The following is a 22,880-nucleotide window of genomic DNA, read 5'->3' as shown; positions in this document are numbered from 1 at the left end:
TAAGGCTGTGACTGAAGCATCGCTATCGCGAGCAGGCTCGCTCCCACAAGAGATCGCATCAATCCAATAATAAGAATCGGGAGCCCGCCATGTCGGTCGATCCGCAACAATTGCTCCGCGAGCTGTTTGCCGCAGCCATCGACGCGGCCCATCCGCAACAAGTCCTTGAACAGTATCTGCCAGCCGACCGCAGCGGCCGGGTGATTGTCATCGGGGCCGGTAAGGCCGCTGCGGCGATGGCGCAGGTAGTCGAGCGTTGCTGGCAGGGCGAAGTCAGCGGCCTGGTGGTGACCCGCTACGGCCATGGCGCGCCTTGCCAGAAAATCGAGGTGGTGGAAGCCGCCCACCCCGTGCCCGACGCGGCCGGCCTGGCGGTGGCCGGGCGGGTGCTGGAACTGGTCAGCAACCTGACAGAAGACGACCGGGTGATCTTCCTGCTGTCCGGCGGTGGCTCGGCGTTGCTGGCACTGCCGGCGGCCGGGATCAGTCTGGCCGACAAACAAGCGATCAACAAAGCCTTGCTCAAATCCGGCGCCACCATCAGCGAGATGAACTGCGTGCGCAAACACCTCTCGGCGATCAAGGGCGGGCGCCTGGGCAAGGCCTGCTGGCCAGCGACGGTCTACACCTATGCGATTTCCGATGTGCCGGGCGACCTCGCCACGGTCATCGCGTCCGGCCCCACCGTGGCCGACCCCAGCACATCGGCCGAAGCCCTGGCGATCCTCAAGCGCTACAGCATCGAGGTCCCGGCGGCGGTACACACCTGGCTGCAAAGCGCGGAGTCGGAAACCGTCAAGCCCGGCGACCCAAGCCTGGCCCGCAGTCATTTCCAACTGATCGCCCGCCCCCAGCAATCCCTGGAAGCGGCCGCTGTGAAGGCTCGCAAGGCCGGCTTCAGCCCGCTGATCCTTGGCGACCTGGAGGGTGAGTCCCGGGAAGTGGCGAAAGTCCATGGCGGTATCGCCCGGCAAATCGCCCGGTATGGCCAGCCAGTGGCGGCGCCGTGCGTGATCCTGTCCGGCGGCGAAACCACGGTGACCGTGCGCGGCCAGGGCCGAGGCGGTCGCAACGCAGAATTCCTGCTGAGCCTTACCGACAACCTCAAGGGCCATCCCGGCATTTATGCGCTGGCCGGCGACACCGACGGCATCGACGGTTCCGAAGACAACGCCGGCGCCATCATGACCCCAGGCAGTTATCGCCGTGCCGCCGAGCTGGGCCTGAGCGCCAGCGACGAACTGGACAACAACAACGGCTACGGCTATTTCGCCGCGCTGGACGCGTTGATCGTCACCGAGCCGACCCGCACCAACGTCAACGACTTCCGCGCCATCCTGATTCTCGAGAACCCCGAACATGACGCCTGACAAGAAGGTCAAGATCCTCGCCACCCTCGGCCCCGCCACTCGCGGGATCGACGACATCCATGAGCTGGTGCAGGCCGGGGTGAACATCTTCCGCCTGAACTTCAGCCACGGCGATCACGCCGACCATGCCCAGCGCTACCAGTGGATTCGCGAAGTGGAGCGGCAGCTCAACTACCCGCTGGGAATCCTGATGGACCTGCAAGGCCCGAAACTGCGGGTCGGCAAGTTCGCTGACGGCAAGGTCCTGCTGCAACGTGGCCAGGCCCTGCGCCTGGACCTGGACCCGACACCCGGCGATCAACGCCGGGTCAACCTGCCCCACCCTGAAATCATCGCAGCCCTGGAGCCGGGCATGGATCTGCTGCTGGATGACGGCAAACTACGCCTGCGGGTGGTTGCCCGGCACAGCGACGCCATCGACACCGAAGTGCTCAACGGTGGTGAACTGTCGGACCGCAAAGGCGTGAACGTCCCCCAGGCCGTGCTCGACCTGAGCCCGCTGACCGCCAAGGACCGTCGCGACTTGAGCTTCGGCCTGGAGTTGGGCGTGGACTGGGTGGCGCTGTCGTTTGTACAGCGTCCCGAAGACATCCGCGAAGCCCGCGCACTGATTGGCGACAAGGCGTTCCTGATGGCCAAGATCGAAAAACCATCGGCGGTGACCCAACTGCGGGAAATCGCCGAGCTGAGCGACGCGATCATGGTTGCGCGTGGCGATCTGGGCGTTGAAGTACCGGCCGAGAGCGTGCCGCAGATCCAGAAGAACATCATCGGCACCTGCCGCGCCCTCGGCAAACCGGTGGTGGTGGCGACCCAGATGCTGGAATCGATGCGTTTCTCCCCGGCACCCACCCGGGCCGAGGTCACCGACGTCGCCAACGCCGTGGCCGAAGGCGCCGATGCGGTGATGCTGTCGGCGGAAACCGCTTCGGGCGACTACCCCCTCGAAGCCGTGCAGATGATGAGCAAGATCATCCGCCAGGTCGAGAACGGTCCGGATTACCAGGCCCAGTTGGATGTCAGCCGACCGAAAGCCGAGGCCACGGTGTCGGACGCCATCAGCTGTGCGATCCGGCGCATCAGCAACGTCCTGCCGGTAGCGGTGCTGGTGAACTACAGCGAATCGGGCAGTTCCAGCCTGAGAGCCGCGCGGGAACGGCCAACGGTGCCGATCCTCAACCTCACGCCGAACCTTCAGGCAGCCCGCCGCTTGACGGTGGCCTGGGGCGTGCATTCGGTGGTCAACGATCGGCTGCGGCAGGTGGATGAAGTGTGCTCCACCGCCCTGGAAATCGCCCAGGCCCAAGGCATGGCGCGGCGCGGCGACACGCTGTTGATCACCGCGGGCGTGCCGTTCGGGCAGCCGGGGTCGACCAATTCGTTGCGCATCGAGACGTTGATCTAGCGTTTGTACTGGCCTCATCGCGAGCAGGCTCGCTCCCACACTGGGTTTGCGGCGTTCACCAAAACCTGTGGGAGCGAGCCTGCTCGCGACGGGGTCAACTCGATCCACCAGACACACCACCCAACCATGCCCAATACCCACTGCCCCGACTGGGCCACCGCCCTGCTCAACGGCTTCAGCCAGATCTTCCTCCAACGTCATCCGCTGTGCGGCCTGTTGTGCCTGCTGGCGATACTGTTCAGCACGCCGACCCTGTTCGGGTGGGCGTTGCTGGGCGGCGTGGCCGGGCTGCTCACGGCCCAGCGGCGCGATTACCCCAAGGCGGATCGCCAGGCCGGGCTGTTCAGCTACAACGGCATCCTGCTGGGGTTGCTGGCGGGCCTGGTGTTGCCCTGGTCCGTCCTGCTGCCGCCGCTGATTATCGCGGGCGGCGGCCTCAGTGCGATGCTGACCCAGCAATGGCTCAAGCGCATCCGTAGCCCGCGATGCCTGCCCGCCTACACCGCGCCTTTCGTAGGGCTGGGCTGGTTGCTGCTGGGGGGAGTCCCGCTACAGCCGCCCTCCCTGACGGTGGAACTGACAGTGCCCAACCTGCTGACCGGCTGGTTGAACGGATTGGGCCAAGTCGTATTTCTCGACCACCCGTTGGCCGGAGCGCTGATCGCGACAGGTCTGCTGCTGGTCAACCCGCGCGCCGCAAGCTGGGCATTGTTCGGTTCAGCCGCCGGCCTGGCCTTCGCGTTGTTGCATCACGAAAACGCAGCCGCCCTGTCAGGGTTGGGTGGTTATAACCCGGCCCTGGCTGCGCTGGCGCTCAGCCAGGCGCGGCGCTCACCCTGGCGACCACTGGCGGGCATCCTGTTGGCGATCCTGCTCACGCCCGGCTTCGCCGCCCTCGGCCTGGCGCCGCTGACCGCCCCTTTCATCCTCGCCGGCTGGCTGGTCCGCGCCACGGTTCGGGCGTGGCACCAGGCCACACTCGACACCGCGCCTTGCACTCTGCGGGGCAATCACCCTAGGCTTCGCTGACTCTGAATCAGGCGAAGGTTATGGACAGCACCGACAACTGGCGTGAACGCCTCTACATCATGATTTTCCAGACCGACACCGTGGCCGGTCGACGCTTCGACAGTACGTTGCTGTTGATCATCCTCGCCAGCCTGGTGATCGTGATGCTCGACAGCATCGACAGCGTGCACAAGAACTACGCAACCCTGCTGGCCGGGATCGAATGGGGTTTCACCTTTATCTTCCTCGTCGAGTATGGCCTGCGCCTGTATTGCTCACCCAAGCCCCTGCGGTATGCGTTCAGTTTCTATGGCCTGGTGGATCTGCTGGCGATCGTGCCGGGCATCCTGGCGCTGTACTACAGCGATGCCCAGTACCTGCTGATCATTCGGATCATCCGCATGCTGCGGATCTTCCGGGTGCTCAAGCTCAGCCCCTACCTCAAGCAAGCCAATTACCTGATGGCGGCGCTGCAGGGCAGCAAGCAGAAAATCATCGTGTTTCTGGTCAGCGTCTCCACCCTGGTAACCGTGTTCGGCACGCTGATGTACGTCATCGAAGGCCCGGAGCATGGCTTCACCAGCATTCCCAAGGGCATCTATTGGGCGATCGTGACACTGACCACCGTGGGTTTCGGCGATATCGTGCCCAGGACGCCCCTGGGCCAGGTGGTTTCATCCCTGGTGATGATCACCGGTTATTCGATCATCGCCGTGCCGACCGGTATCTTCACCGCAGAACTGGCCACCGCCATGCGCGGCGACCAGCTCAGGCACGATTGCCCGGTGTGCAGTAAAGACAGCCATGAGCATGGGGCCGCGTTCTGCTCTCGCTGTGGCAATACATTGTTCAGGAAACTGGAATAAGCAAAGCACTTTTTGATGCTTGTAGGCCGTCAGGCCTGCCGCTAGTGTGCTGGCCTGGAACCCCTTCAAATAAAAGGAATTCGCAGTGAAGAACTTCTTTCGCGCCTCCCTTCTCGCCGCCGGCCTGACCTTCGGCAGCCTGGCCCACGCCGCTCCGACGCTGCTCAACGTGTCCTACGACGTGATGCGCGACTTCTACAAGGATTACAACGCAGCCTTCCAGAAGCACTGGCAATCCGAGCACAACGAAAACATCACCGTGCAGATGTCCTTCGGCGGCTCGAGCAAACAGGCACGCTCGGTCATCGACGGGCTGCCGGCGGATGTCATCACCATGAACATGGCCACTGACATCAATGCCCTGGCGGACAACGGCAAACTGGTGCCCGAGGACTGGGTCAGCCGCCTGCCGAATCACAGCGCCCCGTTCACCTCGGCCACGGTGTTCATCGTGCGCAAAGGCAACCCCAAGGCTCTGAAAGACTGGCCCGACCTGCTCAAGGATGGCGTGCAAGTGATCGTGCCCAACCCGAAGACCTCCGGTAACGGTCGCTACACCTACCTGTCGGCCTGGGGCTACGTGCTGAAGAACGGCGGCGATGAAACCAAGGCCAAGGATTTCGTCGGCAAGCTGTTCAAGCAAGCGCCAGTGCTGGACACCGGCGGTCGTGCCGCGACCACCACGTTCATGACCAACCAGATCGGCGACGTGCTGGTGACCTTTGAAAACGAAGCTGAAATGATCGCCCGCGAGTTCGGTCGCGACCAGTTCGAAGTGGTCTATCCGAGCGTGTCCGCCGAAGCCGAGCCTCCGGTGACCGTGGTGGACAAGGTGGTGGAGAAAAAAGGCTCCCGCGCCGCAGCCGAGGCGTACCTCAACTACCTGTGGTCGCCCGAAGGCCAGGAAATTGCCGCCGCCAACTACCTGCGTCCACGGGATCCGGCCATCCTGGCCAAATACACCGACCGCTTCCCGAAGGTGGATTTCCTGTCGGTGGAGAAAACCTTCGGCGACTGGCGCACCGTGCAGAAGACGCACTTCAATGACGGTGGGATTTTCGACCAGATCTACAACGGGCAATAAACGCCACTTTCCAGGCCACACAAAAACCTGTGGGAGCGAGCCTGCTCGCGATGGCGGAGTGTCAGACAAGCACTGGTAACTGACACACCGCCATCGCGAGCAGGCTCGCTCCCACAGTCGCATCAATCCCGGACATGGTTGTTATCAATCCAGGCGACTACCCCAAAGCCGGCACAGCCTTTAGCCTTGCCCGCAATCCTTACTAGTCATTGACGGAACTCCCATGACCGCCAACTCCCCCGCCCTGACCCGAGGCATGGTCCTGCTATTCGCCTTCTGCTGCGGCGCCATCGTTGCCAATATCTATTACGCCCAACCCATCATCGAACTGATCGCCCCCGACGTCGGCCTGACCAGCACCATGGCCAGCCTGATCGTCTCGCTGACCCAGATCGGTTACGCCCTGGGCCTATTCTTCCTGGTGCCGCTGGGCGACCTGCTGGAAAACCGCCGGTTGATGATCCTCACCACCCTCGTGGCGATTGCCAGCCTGTTGGGCGCAGCGTTCACCGATCAGCCGAATGTGTTCCTGTTGGTTTCGCTGCTGGTGGGGTTCAGTTCAGTGTCGGTGCAAGTCCTGATTCCCCTGGCCGCGCATCTCACGCCGGAAGCGTCCCGGGGTCGGGTGGTCGGCGGGATCATGGGCGGGCTGCTGCTGGGGATCCTGCTGGCACGGCCGGTGTCCAGCGTGGTGGCCGATTACTTCGGCTGGCGCGCAATGTTCATGATCGCGGCGGCATTGATGGCGGCGATCAGTCTTGTTCTGGCGTTCACCGTGCCCAAGCGCCAACCTGACCACAGCGCCACCTACGGGCAATTGCTGGGTTCCCTCGGCACCTTGCTGCGTCAACAACCGCTGTTGCGCCAACGGGCGTTTTACCAGGCCTGCATGTTCGCCACGTTCAGCCTGTTCTGGACGGCCGTGCCCCTGGAGCTGGCGCGTAACCACGGGCTGTCCCAGACCGAGATTGCCCTGTTCGCCCTGGTCGGTGCCATCGGCGCCATCGCCGCCCCCATTGCCGGGCGGCTGGCCGACGCCGGTCACACCCGCATCGCCTCGCTGCTGGCAATGCTGTTCGCCGGCCTGAGTTTCCTGCCGGCATTCATCCATCCGCTCTACAGCGTCATCGGCCTGGCGGTCACCGGCGTGGTATTGGACTTTTGTGTGCAGATGAACATGGTACTGGGCCAGCGCACCATCTATGCCCTGGATGCCAAAAGCCGCGGCCGTCTCAATGCCCTGTACATGACCAGTATCTTCGTCGGCGGCGCCTTCGGCTCATCGATTGCCAGCGCGGTGTACGAGCATGGTGGCTGGCTGTGGGTGGTGATCATCGGCAGCGCCTTCCCGTTGCTGGCCCTGCTGCGTTTCCTCGGCACGTCACAGAAGCACGCGATGGCGGCGGCGTAATCGATAGAGGCCCGGCAGACAACGCCTGCCGGGCACAGCACAAGAGGCGTCAGACCCGCACGTTGCCACGCGGCCCGGCAATCGCCCAGATGATCAGGCCCAATACCGGCAACAGCAGGATCAGCAGTACCCAGAGGATTTTCATCCCGGTTTCCGCGCCACTCTTGAGCACATTGATGATCGCCCAGATATCGAGCGCCAGGATGATCAGGCCAACCAGGCCGTTGAAGGTGGAACCCATGGTGTCGCTCCCAAGTGATGGCATGCACACTTAGGATAGTCGGCCCCCAGCGAGGGTTCCGTTTGATTGCTTCAGACGTGGACCGCGACCTTGAGGGCTTCCAGGGCAGGTGCCGCGGCAATGCCGACTTGCGCGCACAGCTCCAGCACCCGCGGAACGTCGTTGCCGTACACCAGCACCATCTGCAATTCATCGTCGAGCAACTGGCTGAAGTTCATCAGTACGTAGCCGCCGTTTTCCTTGTTCAGGCTGCTCATCTGGATCTGGATGCGGTTGAGCGCCGTCAGGGCTTCGGTTTTCGCCAGTTGCTTGGGCTTGAGGTTGAACGCCACGCCGGGGCCGAAAGACGCGACGATCTGCTCGAACAACTGCACATAGGTGTCGGCCTGGAACAGCACGGTGTCCGGCAAACTGCCGACGACCACCCATTCGCCCAGCGGAATCGGAAAGGTGTCGTCGTAGTTGATGTCCGGGTTGACTGCCAGGAAAGCCGCCGGATCGGCATAGGCCTGGGCCGCTTCGTCGGCAATCCTGTCAATGTCGGCATCGCCCAGGCAGCCGGAGCTGATTTTGCTGATGAGTTCGACGAGTGCGGCTTTCATTGGGTGGATCCTGTGGCAATTGGGAATTTCGAGGGCGCGCAGGATAGCGCATCACATCAGCCGAGGCATCCGTGGCGAGGGAGCTTGCTGTGGGAGCAAAGTTTGCTCGCGATAGCGGCAGGCCAGTCGACATTATTGCTGACTGACTCACCGTAATCGCGAGCAAGCTTTGCTCCCACAGTCACTCTCATCACATGGATACCGTCTGATATCAACCCGACAACTTCTCCAACTGCGCCGTGGTATCTACCGCGCCCATGGTCCGGGCCGCATCCAGGGCCGAGGTGCCGTTGGCGTCCTTGGCCTTCGGGTCCGCGCCTTTGCCGATCAGGTAGTCGACGATCGCCACCCGGTTGAACATCGCCGCCATCATCAGCGCCGTGCGACCGTCGAAGGAGGCACCTTCCACCTGTGCGCCACCGTCCACCAGCGCCGAGACCACCGCCAGGTCGCCCTTGAACGCCGCGCCGGCAATCGGGCTCTGGCCGTTGTCGTTGCGGATTTCCGGGTCGGCCTTGTGTTCCAGCAGTACTTTCACCGTTTCCACGTGCCCGTGATAAGCGGCCAGCATCAACAAGGTGTCGCCCTTGTGGTTACGCAGGTTGGGCGGCAAGCCTTTGCTCAGCAAGGCCGCCATCATGGCGGCGTCACCCTGGCGCGCCACGTTGAACACCTGTTCGGCAAATTCCGCGGCCTCTTCCGGGGTCATCTGGCGGCTTGTATCGGACATGGGGAACTCCACTTGAGTCTTCGAGAATGCGGCTAGTTTCCCGAGCGGCGCAGGGCCTGTCATCCCCTTTTTCTCTGTACCCGTCATAGCCACAATCAATAGTCATACTGCCCGCCCCGGATCTGCGTCGCCAACTGGCGGTCGACGCGCACATAGGTTCCGGTGCCGGGTATCCAGGCGAAGACCGGCTCATCGTCCATGACGCAGGGGTCGAAGGCTTCACTCCTGAGCCGGGCCTTGTGGTATTTGAAGGTGCCGGTGATGTCCATCTTCACCTTGATGCGCAGGAACAGCGGTACCGCATTGGCCGGCAGCCGGGATTGCAGAAACTGCAACAGCTCGCTGAAGTCCAGGGTTGCCAGGGATTCGGATGGAGTGATGGCCGCCATGCCGGCGCGCCCGTCGGCGCCATTGATCTCCACACCATAGACCACCGCCTCGGCCACTTGCGGGTGCTGCAGCAAGACATTCTCGACTTGCGTGGCGGATACGTTTTCGCCTTTCCAGCGGTAGGTGTCGCCGAGGCGGTCGACGAATTGGCCATGGCCAAAACCGAGGTCACGCAGCAAGTCACCGGTATTGAAGTAACGATCACCAGGAGTGAAGACATCCCGATAGATGGCTTCTTCGTTCCGGGTCGGGTCGGCGTAGCCGTCCAGGGGCGCTTTGTCATCGATCCGCGCCAGCAGCAGACCAGGCTGCCCCTTCGGGACTTTCTGCATCCGCCCTTGCAGGTTGCGCAGCGGCATCCCGCTGCCCTGGTCGTACTGCACCAGCTCCCAGCCCGTCAGGGAAAACCCGACGGTATTGTCGAAATTCAGGAGGTTGGCGAAGCCGATATTGCCGTCGCTGGCCGCGTACATCTCACAAATGTGGTCGACGCCGAAGCGGGTCTTGAACGCAGCCCAGGCGCCCGGCCGCAGGCCATTACCGATCATCTTCTGCACCTCATGCCGACGGTCTTCGCCGCTGGCAGGCTGGTCGATCAGGAAGCGACACAGCTCCCCCACATACCCCAGCGTGGTTGCTCGATAACGGCGTACATCGCTCCAGAACCGGCCGGCGCTGAATGTACGCCGGATTGCAAAACCCGACGCGCCACTGATCGCTGCTCCCCAACACACGCACAGACCCGTGGCGTGATACAGGGGCAAGGGGCAGTAGAGGACATCGTCGGGCTGCATGTCCAGGGCCATCAGGCCAGAATGGGTGGACGTGCGCATCCAGCGCCCATGACTGAACACCACGGCCTTGGGCAGGCCGATAGTGCCCGAGGTGTAGAGATAAAAGCACGGGTCGTTGAAAAATACCTGTCGGCTGCTGACCGGGTTGTCATCAGGATAGTCGTCGCTGTTGCCCAGCAGATCGACGAAGCCGCAAGGGACAGCGGCGCTGTGTTCGTCAGCCAACCACCAGGTGCGAGCGCTCGACAGAGCAGTCCGGCCCCGCACCTGCTCGAAAGCCGGAATCCGCTCATCCCCCACCACCACCGCGACCGGTGCAACCAGCACCAGGCTGTGCACCAACGCGTCTCCCGTCTGCGAAGTGTTGAGCATGGCACTGACCGCCCCGATCTTCGCCACTGCCAACAGCGTTATCAGCAGTTGAGGACGGTTCTCGAGAAAAATCGCGATGCAGTCGCCCTTGCCAATGCCCTGCGCCAACCAATAGTGGGCGATGCGATTGGCCTGCTCGTTGACTTGTGCATAACTCAATGAAATGTCGTCGTACAGCAACGCAGGGCCCTGGGGATTGCGTCGCGCGGCCTGTTCGAAACTCCAGCCCAGGCCACAGGGTTGGGCCGGGTCCCGGACATTGGCGAACTTGCGGCCCCTGATGATCCGGGGGACGATTCTGGCGAGGGAAGGCAGCTTGCGCAGCATCATGCCCCAGGTAATGGCGTCGTTGGGTATACGACTCATGAAGCTCCCTGTTCGACCTGCGGGTCTCGGTTCCTGCGCTCAGGCTGGCGGCGATGGTCGCTCGAAAGTACCGAGCGCTCGTCGCCCTGTACACGCGCTTTTTGCAATGTTTTGTATCCACTGCGGGGACAGACGAAGCGTGAGCATCAGGATTTGATTTGGTTCAAAAAAAGATTGTCCGACCACGCAAAATGCAGGGTGCACGATAGCCATTCATGCAAGATGCACGAAAGCAAAAAAGCACCTGAAAATTAACTTGTTGTTTTTTAAGGAATTTTAGACGGATCCAATGCTGGCATGGTCAGTGCAACTTCTCCTCCACGGTTTGCCACCACCAAGGAGCAGTCAATGAATATGATTCAAGAGAAGTTCGCGTCCCTGTTTTCCAACTATGAAGTGACTACACAAGCTCGCCCGGACGGCGGCATCCTGCTGACATTGCGCAACAGCGAAGGCAAACAGTTCAAACGCTCGATTTCCTATGCCCAGTTGCACGCCGGGGACCAGCTGTCCTGGGTGATCAGTGCCATCCGTCGTGACTTGGCCGAGCAGGCCAGCGAGCTGCCGCAGATCAGTATGTTGCAGAGCCAGCATCGCTTTGCGCTGCCGACGTATCACAGCGCTTGACCTTGAAGTTCGCCCAGTTGGGCTCCCTCAACTGGGCTTTTGTGGGGTTTGCGGTGGTCCTCAGAAACCCTCAGGGTTTATGTCGGCAAAAGTCTTCACGGTGAGATGTCCAGGCAACTCCCCCCCCTCCCGAGCCAATCCACACGTCACCATGCCAGCCCCCTGGGCCGCATCCAGTTCCTGGACGATGTCCGACAGGAACAGGATCTCGCCTGGTGCAACTCCTATGGCCTGGCTGATCCGCTGATAGGACTGGACGTCGCGCTTGGCGCCTGAGGTGGTGTCGAAGTAACCGCTGAACAACGGCGACAAGTCGCCTGCCTCTGAACAGCCGAAGATCAGTTTCTGCGCCTGAATCGACCCCGATGAATACACATAGAGCCCATAGCCTGCTTCATGCCAGCGCTTGAGGGCCTCTACCGCATCCGGGTAAACGTGCCCCTTCAGCTGCCCGGCCTGATACCCCTGCTCCCAGACCATGCCCTGCAACGCCTTGAGTGGCGTGGCCTTGCGGTCTTCGGCGATCCAGCCCAGCAGAATCGCGATGACTCGCTCGATGTCTGCCCCCGGCTCGCCACTGTCCTGACGCACCGCAGCCAGTTGCTCGGCCACGTCGCCGCGGTCGGCATGCTGACGGACAAACGCCGGCAAGTGCTGTGCAGCGTAGGGAAACAGCACGTCGAAGACGAAACTCACCGCGCTGGTGGTGCCTTCGATGTCGGTGAGTATGGCTTTGATCGACACGGGCTCAGTCCTCCAGGCGAGGAAAACGGCTGGCGATGTCGTCGCCGGTGAAATTGGCGACCCAGCCTTCCGGGTTATTGAACAGGCGAATGGCAACGAAATGCGGGTGCTCACCCATATCGAACCAGTGCGGTGTGCCGGCAGGCACGGAGATCAAGTCGTTCTTTTCGCACAACACGGCGTAGACGTAATCGTCAATGTGCAGGGTAAACAGACCGCGCCCGGCGACGAAAAAGCGGACTTCGTCCTCACCGTGGCGATGCTCATCGAGGAACTTGGCGCGCAGTTCGGCTTTTTGCGGATGATCGCTGTTGAGGCTGATGACATCGACCGTGATGTAACCGCGCTCGGTCATCAACTGATCGATCTGGCTCCGGTAGGCGGCGATGACTTCGTCCTGGGCCGCGCCGGGCTGGATTCTCGTCGCCGCCTCCCAACGGTCGAAGCGAACCCCTTGTTCGGCCAGTGTCGCGGCGATGTCTTCGAAGTGAGTCAACACCTTGTTCGGGATGTCGGGACTTGATACGTGGTAAACGGACAGGCTGCTCATGGCTATGGCTCCAGCAAATTAACGGTTCAGGAGTGCGCGGGTTTTCAGCTCGCACTCGAACAGGAACTCGAACGCCTCGATCTGACGCAACGCATCATTCATGCCTGGTCCCCAGGTATACAGGCCGTGGCCACGGATCAGGTAGCCCACACAATCGGGATGCTCATCGAGCCACGGCTGTACCTTTGCGGCCAGGCGAGCGATGTCCTGGTCGTTGTCGAAAATCGGCACGCGCACCCGGGACTCGTGAGTCGATACACCGCTGAAGGCTTTCTGCAGTTCATAGTCTTCGAAATCGACGAACGCTTCAGCCGTCAGGCGCGACAGCACCGTGGCGTTCACCGAATGGGTATGCAGCACCGCACCGATCTCCGGGCGCCAGCGGTAGAGCTGGGTGTGCAACAGGGTTTCGGCGGAAGGTTTCTTGCCCGGTTCCAGGCTATTGCCATCCAGGTCAGTGGCCAGCACATCGTCAAGACCCAGTTGTCCCTTGTGCTTGCCGGACACGGTGAGCAAGGCCTGGTCAGGCGCCAGGCGGGTGGAGTAATTGCTGCTGGTGGCCGGGGACCAACCGCGGCCATACAGGAAACGCCCGGCGTCGATGATTTCCCGGGCAAGCTGTTCACGGGTAAGGCTCATGGCCTGTCCTCTTGCATACGTGTGGCAATGATAACGGCTGCAGCAAAGGCTGCGATGCTGGCGATACTGAAAGTCCAGGTGGCGCCCAAGGCGTTCCAGCTGTAGCCCGAGTACAAGGCGCCCAATGCCCCGCCCGTACCGGCCAGTGCGGCATACAGCGCCTGGCCCTGGCCTTGCTGGCGAGCGCCGAAACTACGTTGCACGAAATGGATGGCAGCGGCGTGAAAGCTGCCGAAGGTCGCCGCATGCAGCACCTGGGCAAACAACAGCACCCAGAGAAATTCGGCCAATGATCCCAGCAGCAGCCAGCGCAACGCGGCCAGCAGGAAACTCGCCAGCAGTACCCGCCGCACGGAAAACCGCGCCAGGATCCGGCTCATCACCAGGAACACCAGGACTTCAGCCACCACGCCCACGGCCCACAGCACGCCGATCACCCCACGGCTGTAACCCAGCCGTTCAAGATGCAGCGTCAGAAAGGTGTAATACGGTCCATGGCTCATCTGCATCAGGCCGACGCACGCATAGAAGGCCAGTACACCGGGGCTGCGCAGCTGGCGCAGGAATCCGTCGCCTGCCACCCGCGGCCCCTGTATCGGCTGGGCATTGGGCACCCAGAAGCTGGCAAGCACGATGCCGCCCATGATCAGCACCAGCGCCAGCGGGTAGATGTCCAGGCTCAGCCATTCGAACAGCCGGCCCAACGCGACCACGGCGATGATGAAGCCGATGGAGCCCCACAGGCGGATCTGGCTGTAGCGCGAGGCCTGTCCGCTCAGATGGGCCAGGGTGATGACTTCGAACTGCGGCAGCACCGCGTGCCAGAAGAACGCGTGCAACGCCATGACCATCGCCAGCCAGGCGTAGCTCTTGTCGATGAAGATCAGGGAAAAGGTCAGCAACGTACAGACCGCGCCGAAGCGCACGATCGCCAGGCGCTGACCTGTGTAATCCCCCAGCCAGCCCCAGATGTTCGGCGCCACGCAGCGCATCAGCATGGGAATCGCCACCAACTCGCCGATGCGCGCCGCGTTGAATCCCAGGTGATCGAAATACAGCGCCAGGAACGGCGCCGTCGAACCGAGCAGGGCGAAATAGAACAGATAGAAGCTGGAGAGCCGCCAGTACGGCAGTGCCGCCATGGTCGTCAGGCCACGGCGGTCGGCAGATCAGCCATCAAAGCTGACCCAGCACCGGGGTGCCGACCCGGACATCGGCGTTCTGGCCGCGATGCCGCAGCAGGTGATCCATCAACACCATCGCCATCATCGCCTCGGCAATCGGCGTGGCACGGATACCCACGCATGGGTCGTGACGGCCCTTGGTGATGACGTCTACCGGATTGCCGTGGATGTCGATGGAGCGGCCCGGCGTGGTAATGCTGGAGGTCGGTTTCAACGCCAGGTGCGCCACGATCGGCTGGCCCGAGGAAATGCCGCCCAGGATGCCGCCTGCGTTGTTGCTGAGGAAACCCTGCGGGGTCAGTTCGTCGCGGTGCTCGGTGCCACGCTGGGCAACGCAGGCGAAACCGGCACCGATTTCCACGCCTTTCACCGCGTTGATGCTCATCAGCGCGTGGGCGAGTTCGGCGTCGAGGCGGTCGAAAATCGGCTCGCCAAGGCCCGGCATCACTCCTTCGGCCACCACAGTGATCTTCGCACCGACCGAATCCTGGTCCCGGCGCAACTGGTCCATGTAGGCCTCAAGTGCCGGCACCTTGTCCGGATCGGGGCAGAAAAAGGCGTTCTGCTCCACCGAATCCCAGGTCTTGAAGGGGATTTCGATAGGGCCCAACTGGCTCATGTAGCCACGAATCACGATGCCCTGGCTGGCCAGGTATTTCTTGGCAATCGCCCCGGCCGCCACGCGCATCGCGGTTTCCCGGGCCGAACTGCGGCCGCCGCCACGGTAGTCACGCTCACCGTATTTGTGGTGGTAGGTGTAATCGGCGTGGGCCGGGCGGAACAGGTCCTTGATGGCCGAATAGTCCTTGGACTTCTGGTCGGTGTTGCGGATCAGCAGGCCGATGGCGCAACCGGTGGTGCGGCCTTCGAACACTCCGGACAGGATCTCGACTTCATCGGCTTCCTGGCGCTGGGTGGTGTGGCGGCTGGTGCCGGGCTTGCGGCGATCCAGATCACGCTGCAGATCCTCCAGGGAAATCTCCAGGCCCGGCGGGCAGCCGTCGACAATGGCGACCAACGCCGGGCCATGGCTTTCGCCCGCGGTGGTAACGGTGAACAGCTTGCCGTAGGTATTGCCGGACATGCAGGGTGCTCCGTGAAATCGCTGAGAAACTCAATCTGGGATTCTTGATGGGCGCCAGTATACGCAGGCTAACTGCGTAGTTCATCCTCGAACCTTATTGGTAGCCGTCAGTCCAACCGGCACCTTCACAACCAGTGGCGTGATGATGCTAAACCTGCGTGTCCTGAGCCTTACCCTGTTCATCGGTCTGTTTTCCAGCCTGGCCCAGGCGACGGTCCTGCTAAGACCGATCAGCCTCGACACCGGCCACGGCGAGCTCTTTGGTTCATTGCTACTGCCCAAATCCGACAAGCCGGTGCCGGTAGTCCTGATCATTTCCGGATCCGGTCCTACGGATCGCGACGGCAATAACCCCGAGGGCGGACGCAATGACAGTCTCAAACGCCTGGCCTGGGTCCTGGCCAAACACAACATTGCCAGCGTGCGGTATGACAAGCGCGGCGTGGCCGCCAGCCTGGCCGCGACACCGGACGAACGCGACCTGAGCGTCGAGGCCTATGTGGCCGATGCCGTGGCCTGGAGTCACAAACTGGCCGCTGACCCACGGCTGGGCCCATTGATTTTGCTCGGGCACAGCGAAGGCGCATTGATCGCCAGCCTCGCCGCCCCCCAGGCCAATGCGGCAGCGGTCATCTCGGTGGCCGGCAGTGCCCGTCCTATCGACCAGGTGCTGCGCCAGCAACTGGGCAGCCGTCTGCCACCGCCGCTGATGTTGCGCAGCAATGAGCTGCTCGACAGCCTCAAGGCCGGTCGCCTCGACGCGAACGTGCCGGCGCCGCTGCAGTTCATTTTCCGACCCAGCGTGCAGCCGTACCTGATCTCGCTGTTCCGTCAGGATCCAGCCCAGGCGTTCGCGGCGCTGAAGGTGCCGGCCTTGATCATCCAGGGCAGCCACGATATTCAGGTCAATGTCGATGACGCGCGGCAGTTGAAGGCGGCCAAACCCGACGCCGAGCTGGCGCTGATCGAGGGCATGAACCACGTGATGCGTATCGTGCCCTACGACGAGAAACGGCAACTGGCGTCCTATAAGAATCCCGACCTGCCCCTGGCAGCGGCGCTCGGTACCCATATAGTGGCTTTTATTGACTCGATAGCTGCCCGTTAAGCGCTTTTAACCCTCCAGTCCTGGGAAAAACGGCCGATAGATCGGTGTCGGACAGCGCATTGGCTTCCGACGAGCCGGCCAGGACAGGATTTCGCCGTTATGACTGAGACTGAAACTTCACCCGACACCACCGCCGAAACGCCCGCCACACCGACGGCGGAGCTGCCTTGGGCGGACGTGCAAGCCGAGCACCACAAGATGCTCCGGCTGGCCCCGCTCAAGACGGACCGTGCCACGGGCGCGCGGCCATTGCGGTTTGTCGAATTCAGCTACGCCGAGCGCCACAGCAAGGAACGCAGCTTGTTGCGCATGAGCATCCAGTTGCCAGGCCAACGCGTGCGCAAGGAACAGAACCACCTGGATGTCTGGGCCGATCACGTCGAGAAGCGCCTGCATTTTTCCCCGGAAAGCCTGCAGATGGAGCCGATGAACCGCGGCATCGGCCGCTTCCTCGCAGCCCAGGCCATTACGTGGGCCAAGAAGCGCTGGTCAAGCTATCGGGTGGACGGCACCGACCTGAACAACAAGGACGCGTTGAACGAAGATACCCGGCTGCGCCGCGACCGCTTCCTGCAGGCCCATGGCTTCGAAGTGGTCTATGCCGACGCCCAGCACCTCAAGGGCAGCGTCAAGAATGCCCAGGTCGGTGACCTGAAAGGAGACTGGAATACCGAAAAGCTGCAGTTCGTGGAAATCCTCGAAGCCGCGCAGATGCTGCAACAAGCCGAGCAGAACCTGGCGGAACAGGAGGTCAAGCTCAAGCAGCAGGAGGAAAAGGTCAACAAGTTCAAACGCGAAGACACCGGCCTGCGCTTCACCATCACCTGCCTGGTAGCGTTTGCCATGTTCCAGGCGGGCTTGCTGATCTGGATTGCGACGCGGCACTGAGACCACGCTATAGCTATGGATGCAATCCCCTGTGGGAGCGAGCCTGCTCGCGAAGGCGGTGTGTCAGCCACTACCCTGCAACTGATCTGACGCCTTCGCGAGCAGGCTCGCTCCCACAGGGGGAACTGACAGGCGATCTCGCTTCAGTCAAACCCGCGAAGCGAACAGCTCCTGATGCTGGCGGCACTGCTCGGCACTGAGCATGAACACGCCATGCCCGCCGCGTTCGAAATCCAGCCAGGCGAAATCGACTTCGGGGTACAACGCCTCGACATGAACCTGGCTGTTGCCTACCTCGACAATCAGCAATCCCTTCTCGGTCAGATGGTCGGCCGCCTCGGCCAGCATCCGGCGTACCAGGTTCAAGCCATCATCGCCACAGGCCAGGCCCAACTCCGGCTCATGCTGGTACTCCTGGGGCATGTCAGCGAAGTCTTCCGCATCGACGTAGGGCGGGTTCGACACGATCAGGTCGAAACGCTGTCCCGGCAGCCCGTCGAAACCATCGCCCTGGACGGTGAATACACGTTCATCGACGCCGTGGCGCTCGATGTTCTGGTTGGCCACTTCCAGTGCGTCGAACGACAGGTCGGCCAGCACCACTTCGGCTTCCGGAAATTCATAGGCACAGGCGATACCGATACAGCCGGAACCGGTGCACAGGTCTAGGATCCGTGCCGGTGCCTGGGCCAACCAGGGTTCGAAACGCTTTTCGATCAACTCACCGATGGGCGAGCGCGGGATGAGCACGCGCTCGTCGACAATGAAAGACATCCCGCAGAACCAGGCCTCGCCCAACAGGTAGGCCGCCGGGATGCGCTCCGCGATACGTCGCTGCAGCAGGCGCTGCACATGGACCAATTCGTCGTCTTCCAGACTGCAATCCAGATAGCTGTCGGCGATTTCCCAAGGCAGGTGCAGCGCGCCCAGTACCAGTTGGCGAGCCTCATCCCACGCATTGTCAGTGCCGTGGCCGAAAAACAGATCTTCCCCATGGAAACGGCTGACGGCCCAACGGATATGGTCGCGCAGGGTACGAAGACGGGAAGTGATCACAGCGGCAAACTCCAGAAAAAACGACTGGCGAGTCTAACAGCCAAACGCGCGCCTACCCAAACGCGCCTCAAGGACGACTGAAAAACGCCAGAGCAGGCGTAGGAACCTTCCGTTTTTTGCGCCACCCATTGAACAAGACGGGCGTCTTGACAAGGCTGTAGGCCAGCAACGACGGCGCTTGCGATGGAAGCGATTCACAGAACCGCTCAGCCAGAGGACAATGTCGCAAAAGCCCCACCCGAAGGAGCCCCAGAATGTCCGTTCCAAAAACGATGTTTCAACTCAGCGGCCGTGGTTACGCAGCGGCCAATCTGAGTCAAGCGACCCTGATCATCATCGATGCCCAGAAAGAATACCTCGCCGGCCCCCTGGCCCTGAGCGGCATGGATGCAGCGGTTGCGAACATCAAGCAACTGCTCGGCGCGGCCCGTGCCGCCGGCCGGCCGATCGTGCACGTGCGCCACCTGGGCACCCACGGCGGGCTGTTCGATCCACAGGGCGAACGCGGGGAATTCATTCCAGGCCTCGAACCCCTGGATGACGAAACCATTATCGGTAAGCTGCTGCCCAGCGCCTTCCATGGCACCGAATTGAAAAAGCGCCTGGAAGAGTTCGGTCCCCTGGATCTGATCGTCTGCGGATTCATGAGCCATTCCAGCGTCAGCACCACCGTGCGTGCCGCCAAGAACCTGGGCTTTCGCTGCACCCTGGTGGAAGACGCCTGCGCCACCCGCGACTTGCCGCACAAGGGCGGTGTCCTGAGCGCCGAACAAGTGCACCAGACTGAAATGGCGATCATGGCGGACAATTTCGCGACGCTGGCCCTGACCCACGACTTGATCTGATTGCCCTCGATGAGCGGCCGCCTCCGCCGCTCATCCGCAAAAGACTCCCATTAGCCCTATCCTCAGGAACAACCCGAACATCTTCCGGTCGAAGGGCCGATACCCACTGAGGAAGGTCGGAATGAAGTTATCCGATGGTTTTGACGCACGTCGCTTGCGGCCCAAAGGCCCGAGCAACTGGCGGTTTCGTTTTGGCGCGGCCATCGCGGCGCTGCTGGCAACACTCGGCGTCCTGCTGGCCATGGCCGGTGCCGCGAGCCTGTTGGGCCGCCCGCCCGCGCTGGGGGATTTGAACGCCTCCCCGCTCGGTTCGGCGATCATCCTGGCCGTGGGTCTTCTTGTCCTGTTGCTGGGTATCTGGCTCTGGCGCCTCTGCCGCCGTCGCGCCCGCCAATCCCTGGAGCTGGCCATGGCTCCGCACCTGATGAAAAAGCACGACTGACCCGCCATCCGACGTTTTGTCGCGCCCGATCCCGCCGGACTTGGGTAAACTGGCCAGCCTTCGCGGAGGCTGACATGCAAGACGACGATTTTTCCCTGTTCAAAAGTGCGATCCAGGGCGTTAAACCGATCAAACACGATCGCGCCGACACCGGCAAACCCAAAGCCGATCGCGCACAGATCGCCAAGCTGCGACAGGCCGCCACCGTGCGCGCCGACGCCACGACCGTGGACGGATTGTCCGATCAGTTCGTGATCGACGTAGGTCCCGAAGACGAGTTGATGTGGGCGCGCGACGGCGTCCAGGAAAGCCAGATGCGCAAGCTGAAGGTCGGCCAGATCCCCTTCGAGGGCAGTCTCGACCTGCATGGCATGAGCGTCGAAAAAGCCCGGGAAACCCTCTGGGCCTTCCTCGCCGAAGCCACGAAATTCGAAATCCGCTGCGTGCGTGTCACCCACGGCAAGGCCGTGCGCCTGGACGGCAAGCGGCCGATGATCAAGAGCCACGTCAACACCTGGCTGCGCCAGCACCCGCAAGTGCTGGGCTTCACCTCCTGCCAGGCGAAACACGGTGGCGCCGGGGCGGTATACGTGATGCTCAAGCGCACCATGATGGAAGGCCGCGACGAGTAGCCCTCGATTGCCGAGCTTGCAGCGCCGTGTCCGCCACCGTACCCTTGCCCTTTGCGTAAAATCCCACAGGTAGTTTCATGTCTCTGGAACAGAATTACACCGCGATTCTCGGCCAACTGGGCGAGGACGTTTCCCGCGAGGGCCTGCTCGACACGCCCAAGCGTGCTGCCAAGGCCATGCAGTACCTCTGCCGTGGTTATGAACAGACTCTCGAAGAAGTCACCAACGGTGCCTTGTTCAGCTCCGACAACAGCGAAATGGTGCTGGTCAAGGACATCGAGTTGTACTCGTTGTGCGAGCATCACCTGCTGCCGTTCATCGGCAAGGCCCATGTGGCCTATATCCCGAGCGGCAAGGTGCTGGGGCTGTCGAAGGTCGCGCGGATCGTCGACATGTATGCACGTCGCCTGCAGATCCAGGAAAACCTCAGCCGCCAGATCGCCGACGCGGTCCAGCAGGTCACCGGCGCCCTGGGCGTGGCGGTGGTGATCGAGGCCAAGCACATGTGCATGATGATGCGTGGCGTGGAAAAGCAGAACTCTTCGATGATCACCTCGGTGATGCTCGGTGAGTTCCGTGAAAACGCCGCTACCCGCAGCGAATTTCTCAGCCTCATCAAGTAAGCTGTCGTTCGAGAAAAACCGGCATCGATCGCCGGTTTTTTTTCGCCCGTGAAAAATCAGGTAAGCTGCGCGCCCTCTTCTTCCCTGCCGCGAGGCTTATACCGTGATCGTCAAAGCACTTCGAGTTGGTTTGGGCCAACTGATCATCTTCATCGACTTCATCACCCGTCCAGGCAAGAAAAAACGCCCGGCCGACACCCAGGCGCAAGTCGACCAGGCCGCCCGCAGCCTGACGCTGTATCAATTCCATGCATGCCCGTTCTGCGTGAAAACCCGCCGCACCCTGCGCCGCCTCAACGTACCAGTGGCCCTGCGCGATGCGAAGAACAACGAGCAGGATCGCCAGACACTGCTGGAGCAAGGCGGCAGGATCAAGGTGCCGTGCCTGCGTATCGAAGAGAATGGCCAGACCACCTGGATGTACGAGTCCAAGGTAATCATTGATTATCTGGACAAGCGGTTTTCGGCGGTCTGATGGTTCTTGGGGAGATGTGAAGGCCCCATCGCGAGCAGGCTCGCTCCCACATAGGATCTTCAGTGTTCACAAAACTTCTGTGGGAGCGAGCCTGCTCGCGATAGCGCTGGCCCGCTCACCACAAGACCCACCGCCTCACGCCGCCTCGGCAGCCAACGCTGCCCGCACCACCCCTGCCAGCCGCCTCAACCCTTCATCCAGCCGGGCCGGATCGATGTGGCTGAAGTTCAAGCGCAAGTGCCCCGGGTGCTGGTCCGGCTCGGGGAAGAACGGTTCTCCCGGCATGAACGCCACATCCGCTGCCAGCGCGGCGGCGAGCAACGTACGGGTGTCCAGCGGCTGCTTGAGGGTCAACCAGAAAAACAGCCCGCCCTGGGGTATGTTCCAGTCCGCTATGTCGGAAAAATGCGTGTGCAGCGCAGCCTGGAACCGGTCGCGACGATCCCGGTAAAAATCCCTTAGCTCGCTGAGGTGGCTGCGGTACTTCTCGCTGCCGATCCATTGCAACGCCTGCCATTGGCCGATGCGATTGGTGTGCAGATCCGCCGATTGCTTGAGGCGCAACAGGTGCGGGAACAGGTCCGGGCTGGCAATCAGGTAGCCCACCCGCAGCCCCGGCAGCAGGGTTTTCGACACGGTGCCGGTGTAGATCCAACTGGCTTTCTTCAAGCGACTGACAATCGGCGTGGCGCTGCCGCCGTCGAAGGTCAGTTCGCGGTAGGGTTCGTCTTCGATCAGGGTCACACCGAACTCATCCAGCAGTGCCGCCACCGCGTCGCGCTTGGCCTCGCTGTAGCGCACCGCCGACGGATTCTGGAACGTGGGGATCAAGTAGATGAACGCCGGTCGATGCTGTTCCAGGCGTGCCCGCAATTGCTTCAGGTCCGGGCCATCGGCCTGCAGGGGGACGGTGATGCAGTCGGCGCCGAACAGCTGGAAAATCTGCAGCGCCGCCAGGTAGGTCGGTGCCTCCAGCATGATCTCGGTGCCGACGTCGATGTGCAGCTTCGCCGCCAGGTCGAGGGTCTGCTGCGAGCCGCTGACCACCAGCACCTGACTCGCCTCACAAGCCAGGCCCAGCGCCCGTGCCTGCGCCGCCAAGGCTTCGCGCAGGACCGGTTCCCCTTCGCTCATGCCGTATTGGCCCATGGCCAGGGGCATGGCGTCCCACTCCACCTTCGGCAGCATGGCTTCGGCGGGCAGACCGCCGGCGAACGACATCACCTCAGGGCGTTGGGCCGCTGCGAGGATTTCTCGAATCAAAGAACTTTTGAGGCGCGAGACACGTTCGGAAAAAGCCATGGGGGGCACCTGTAGCGAGGCATTAGGGAAATAAGTCAAACT

General features: G+C 62.1%; 25 protein-coding genes. 14 read left to right on the top strand and 11 right to left on the bottom strand.

All coding sequences use genetic code 11. The features are described 5' to 3' along the window. The first annotated feature begins 89 nt into the window (after nucleotides 1-89). From AD665_RS01980 to AD665_RS01955, 6 genes are all read left to right on the top strand, one after another. Nucleotides 90-1,370, top strand: coding sequence for a glycerate kinase type-2 family protein (locus AD665_RS01980; protein ID WP_024780634.1), 1,281 nt, complete (start codon nucleotides 90-92; stop codon nucleotides 1,368-1,370). Further along, nucleotides 1,360-2,775: a pyruvate kinase gene (pyk, locus tag AD665_RS01975; RefSeq protein ID WP_024780635.1), complete on the top strand. Its 1,416-nt coding sequence runs from the start codon at nucleotides 1,360-1,362 to the stop codon at nucleotides 2,773-2,775. Before AD665_RS01980 ends, pyk begins: the two co-directional genes overlap by 11 nt. A 126-nt stretch (nucleotides 2,776-2,901) precedes the next feature. After that, entirely contained in the window at nucleotides 2,902-3,804 is a 903-nt protein-coding gene (locus AD665_RS01970; protein ID WP_024780636.1) for an urea transporter, read from the top strand. 20 nt (nucleotides 3,805-3,824) lie between these two features. After that, nucleotides 3,825-4,649, top strand: a complete 825-nt coding sequence (locus AD665_RS01965; RefSeq protein WP_053190666.1) for an ion transporter — start codon at nucleotides 3,825-3,827, stop codon at nucleotides 4,647-4,649. Nucleotides 4,650-4,734: 85 nt separating this feature from the next. Then, the gene (locus AD665_RS01960) at nucleotides 4,735-5,733 is read left to right on the top strand and encodes a sulfate ABC transporter substrate-binding protein (RefSeq protein ID WP_024780638.1); all 999 of its coding nucleotides are present in this window, start codon (nucleotides 4,735-4,737) and stop codon (nucleotides 5,731-5,733) included. A gap of 223 nt (nucleotides 5,734-5,956) precedes the next feature. Next, a complete protein-coding gene (locus AD665_RS01955) occupies nucleotides 5,957-7,144 on the top strand; it encodes an MFS transporter (RefSeq protein WP_024780639.1) in 1,188 nt (395 codons plus the stop codon). A gap of 49 nt (nucleotides 7,145-7,193) precedes the next feature. Here AD665_RS01955 and AD665_RS01950 read toward each other — a convergent pair whose 3' ends face one another. The 4 genes from AD665_RS01950 to AD665_RS01935 all read right to left on the bottom strand — a co-directional run bounded on the left by AD665_RS01950 (nucleotide 7,194) and on the right by AD665_RS01935 (nucleotide 10,639). Then, nucleotides 7,194-7,385 carry a PLDc N-terminal domain-containing protein gene (locus tag AD665_RS01950; RefSeq protein ID WP_041021537.1) on the bottom strand — a complete coding sequence of 64 codons (192 nt, stop codon included), beginning with the start codon at nucleotides 7,383-7,385 and terminating at the stop codon, nucleotides 7,194-7,196. Between the two features lie 71 nt (nucleotides 7,386-7,456). Then, entirely contained in the window at nucleotides 7,457-7,987 is a 531-nt protein-coding gene (locus AD665_RS01945) for a hypothetical protein (protein WP_053190664.1), read from the bottom strand. 211 nt (nucleotides 7,988-8,198) lie between these two features. Continuing rightward, nucleotides 8,199-8,717: an ankyrin repeat domain-containing protein gene (locus tag AD665_RS01940; protein ID WP_024780642.1), complete on the bottom strand. Its 519-nt coding sequence runs from the start codon at nucleotides 8,715-8,717 to the stop codon at nucleotides 8,199-8,201. 95 nt (nucleotides 8,718-8,812) lie between these two features. After that, the gene (locus AD665_RS01935; RefSeq protein ID WP_053190662.1) at nucleotides 8,813-10,639 is read right to left on the bottom strand and encodes a long-chain-acyl-CoA synthetase; all 1,827 of its coding nucleotides are present in this window, start codon (nucleotides 10,637-10,639) and stop codon (nucleotides 8,813-8,815) included. A gap of 348 nt (nucleotides 10,640-10,987) precedes the next feature. Between AD665_RS01935 and AD665_RS01930 the strand changes: the two genes are divergently transcribed. Next, nucleotides 10,988-11,266 carry a DUF3509 domain-containing protein gene (locus AD665_RS01930; protein WP_024780644.1) on the top strand — a complete coding sequence of 93 codons (279 nt, stop codon included), beginning with the start codon at nucleotides 10,988-10,990 and terminating at the stop codon, nucleotides 11,264-11,266. A 60-nt stretch (nucleotides 11,267-11,326) separates the two neighbouring features. Here the strand turns inward: AD665_RS01930 and mtnC are convergent, their stop codons facing one another. The 5 genes from mtnC to aroC are packed head-to-tail and all read right to left on the bottom strand — an operon-like array spanning nucleotide 11,327 to nucleotide 15,467. Continuing rightward, nucleotides 11,327-12,010: an acireductone synthase gene (mtnC, locus tag AD665_RS01925; RefSeq protein ID WP_024780645.1), complete on the bottom strand. Its 684-nt coding sequence runs from the start codon at nucleotides 12,008-12,010 to the stop codon at nucleotides 11,327-11,329. A gap of 4 nt (nucleotides 12,011-12,014) precedes the next feature. Continuing rightward, on the bottom strand, nucleotides 12,015-12,560 hold the full coding sequence (locus AD665_RS01920) for a 1,2-dihydroxy-3-keto-5-methylthiopentene dioxygenase (RefSeq protein ID WP_024780646.1): 546 nt from the start codon (nucleotides 12,558-12,560) through the stop codon (nucleotides 12,015-12,017). 18 nt (nucleotides 12,561-12,578) lie between these two features. Then, a complete protein-coding gene (locus tag AD665_RS01915) occupies nucleotides 12,579-13,199 on the bottom strand; it encodes a methylthioribulose 1-phosphate dehydratase (RefSeq protein WP_024780647.1) in 621 nt (206 codons plus the stop codon). Next, complete coding sequence (locus AD665_RS01910) at nucleotides 13,196-14,341, bottom strand: MFS transporter (RefSeq protein WP_024780648.1); 1,146 nt, start codon at nucleotides 14,339-14,341, stop codon at nucleotides 13,196-13,198. Before AD665_RS01910 ends, AD665_RS01915 begins: the two co-directional genes overlap by 4 nt. Before the next feature lie 34 nt (nucleotides 14,342-14,375). Then, nucleotides 14,376-15,467, bottom strand: coding sequence for a chorismate synthase (gene aroC / locus AD665_RS01905; protein ID WP_053190660.1), 1,092 nt, complete (start codon nucleotides 15,465-15,467; stop codon nucleotides 14,376-14,378). Between the two features lie 142 nt (nucleotides 15,468-15,609). Here aroC and AD665_RS01900 point away from each other — a divergent pair, with 142 nt between their 5' ends. Beyond that, complete coding sequence (locus AD665_RS01900; RefSeq protein ID WP_024780650.1) at nucleotides 15,610-16,575, top strand: alpha/beta hydrolase; 966 nt, start codon at nucleotides 15,610-15,612, stop codon at nucleotides 16,573-16,575. A 99-nt stretch (nucleotides 16,576-16,674) separates the two neighbouring features. Then, nucleotides 16,675-17,463 (top strand): N-acetyltransferase, encoded by a 789-nt coding sequence (locus AD665_RS01895; protein WP_024780651.1) that lies wholly within the window; start codon nucleotides 16,675-16,677, stop codon nucleotides 17,461-17,463. Nucleotides 17,464-17,610: 147 nt separating this feature from the next. Here AD665_RS01895 and prmB read toward each other — a convergent pair whose 3' ends face one another. Further along, complete coding sequence (gene prmB, locus AD665_RS01890) at nucleotides 17,611-18,519, bottom strand: 50S ribosomal protein L3 N(5)-glutamine methyltransferase (RefSeq protein WP_024780652.1); 909 nt, start codon at nucleotides 18,517-18,519, stop codon at nucleotides 17,611-17,613. Between the two features lie 254 nt (nucleotides 18,520-18,773). Between prmB and AD665_RS01885 the strand changes: the two genes are divergently transcribed. The 5 genes from AD665_RS01885 (at nucleotide 18,774) to AD665_RS01865 (ending at nucleotide 21,536) form a co-directional block, all read left to right on the top strand. Beyond that, nucleotides 18,774-19,364, top strand: coding sequence for a cysteine hydrolase family protein (locus tag AD665_RS01885; RefSeq protein ID WP_024780653.1), 591 nt, complete (start codon nucleotides 18,774-18,776; stop codon nucleotides 19,362-19,364). A gap of 121 nt (nucleotides 19,365-19,485) precedes the next feature. Then, nucleotides 19,486-19,806 carry a hypothetical protein gene (locus tag AD665_RS01880; protein ID WP_024780654.1) on the top strand — a complete coding sequence of 107 codons (321 nt, stop codon included), beginning with the start codon at nucleotides 19,486-19,488 and terminating at the stop codon, nucleotides 19,804-19,806. Nucleotides 19,807-19,880: 74 nt separating this feature from the next. Further along, nucleotides 19,881-20,438, top strand: coding sequence for a Smr/MutS family protein (locus AD665_RS01875; protein WP_041021551.1), 558 nt, complete (start codon nucleotides 19,881-19,883; stop codon nucleotides 20,436-20,438). Between the two features lie 77 nt (nucleotides 20,439-20,515). Continuing rightward, complete coding sequence (gene folE / locus AD665_RS01870) at nucleotides 20,516-21,061, top strand: GTP cyclohydrolase I FolE (protein ID WP_003204506.1); 546 nt, start codon at nucleotides 20,516-20,518, stop codon at nucleotides 21,059-21,061. Nucleotides 21,062-21,164: 103 nt separating this feature from the next. Further along, on the top strand, nucleotides 21,165-21,536 hold the full coding sequence (locus AD665_RS01865) for a glutathione S-transferase N-terminal domain-containing protein (RefSeq protein WP_053190657.1): 372 nt from the start codon (nucleotides 21,165-21,167) through the stop codon (nucleotides 21,534-21,536). Nucleotides 21,537-21,671: 135 nt separating this feature from the next. Here AD665_RS01865 and AD665_RS01860 read toward each other — a convergent pair whose 3' ends face one another. Beyond that, on the bottom strand, nucleotides 21,672-22,838 hold the full coding sequence (locus AD665_RS01860) for an aminotransferase-like domain-containing protein (protein ID WP_024779648.1): 1,167 nt from the start codon (nucleotides 22,836-22,838) through the stop codon (nucleotides 21,672-21,674). Between the last annotated feature and the right edge of the window lie 42 nt (nucleotides 22,839-22,880).

Origin of the sequence: Pseudomonas corrugata, assembly GCF_001269905.1 — a bacterium.
Taxonomy (GTDB): domain Bacteria; phylum Pseudomonadota; class Gammaproteobacteria; order Pseudomonadales; family Pseudomonadaceae; genus Aquipseudomonas; species Aquipseudomonas corrugata.
This window is presented reverse-complemented; position numbering and strand designations above follow the sequence as displayed.

Coding starts and splice junctions, on each gene's coding strand:
- AD665_RS01980 (WP_024780634.1), top strand. CDS start 90: ATGTCGGTCGATCCGCAACAATTGCTCCGCGAGCTGTTTGCCGCAGCC.
- pyk (WP_024780635.1), top strand. CDS start 1,360: ATGACGCCTGACAAGAAGGTCAAGATCCTCGCCACCCTCGGCCCCGCC.
- AD665_RS01970 (WP_024780636.1), top strand. CDS start 2,902: ATGCCCAATACCCACTGCCCCGACTGGGCCACCGCCCTGCTCAACGGC.
- AD665_RS01965 (WP_053190666.1), top strand. CDS start 3,825: ATGGACAGCACCGACAACTGGCGTGAACGCCTCTACATCATGATTTTC.
- AD665_RS01955 (WP_024780639.1), top strand. CDS start 5,957: ATGACCGCCAACTCCCCCGCCCTGACCCGAGGCATGGTCCTGCTATTC.
- AD665_RS01950 (WP_041021537.1), bottom strand. CDS start 7,385: ATGGGTTCCACCTTCAACGGCCTGGTTGGCCTGATCATCCTGGCGCTC.
- AD665_RS01945 (WP_053190664.1), bottom strand. CDS start 7,987: ATGAAAGCCGCACTCGTCGAACTCATCAGCAAAATCAGCTCCGGCTGC.
- AD665_RS01940 (WP_024780642.1), bottom strand. CDS start 8,717: ATGTCCGATACAAGCCGCCAGATGACCCCGGAAGAGGCCGCGGAATTT.
- AD665_RS01935 (WP_053190662.1), bottom strand. CDS start 10,639: ATGAGTCGTATACCCAACGACGCCATTACCTGGGGCATGATGCTGCGC.
- AD665_RS01930 (WP_024780644.1), top strand. CDS start 10,988: ATGAATATGATTCAAGAGAAGTTCGCGTCCCTGTTTTCCAACTATGAA.
- AD665_RS01920 (WP_024780646.1), bottom strand. CDS start 12,560: ATGAGCAGCCTGTCCGTTTACCACGTATCAAGTCCCGACATCCCGAAC.
- AD665_RS01915 (WP_024780647.1), bottom strand. CDS start 13,199: ATGAGCCTTACCCGTGAACAGCTTGCCCGGGAAATCATCGACGCCGGG.
- AD665_RS01910 (WP_024780648.1), bottom strand. CDS start 14,341: ATGGCGGCACTGCCGTACTGGCGGCTCTCCAGCTTCTATCTGTTCTAT.
- aroC (WP_053190660.1), bottom strand. CDS start 15,467: ATGTCCGGCAATACCTACGGCAAGCTGTTCACCGTTACCACCGCGGGC.
- AD665_RS01900 (WP_024780650.1), top strand. CDS start 15,610: ATGATGCTAAACCTGCGTGTCCTGAGCCTTACCCTGTTCATCGGTCTG.
- AD665_RS01895 (WP_024780651.1), top strand. CDS start 16,675: ATGACTGAGACTGAAACTTCACCCGACACCACCGCCGAAACGCCCGCC.
- AD665_RS01885 (WP_024780653.1), top strand. CDS start 18,774: ATGTCCGTTCCAAAAACGATGTTTCAACTCAGCGGCCGTGGTTACGCA.
- AD665_RS01880 (WP_024780654.1), top strand. CDS start 19,486: ATGAAGTTATCCGATGGTTTTGACGCACGTCGCTTGCGGCCCAAAGGC.
- AD665_RS01875 (WP_041021551.1), top strand. CDS start 19,881: ATGCAAGACGACGATTTTTCCCTGTTCAAAAGTGCGATCCAGGGCGTT.
- folE (WP_003204506.1), top strand. CDS start 20,516: ATGTCTCTGGAACAGAATTACACCGCGATTCTCGGCCAACTGGGCGAG.
- AD665_RS01860 (WP_024779648.1), bottom strand. CDS start 22,838: ATGGCTTTTTCCGAACGTGTCTCGCGCCTCAAAAGTTCTTTGATTCGA.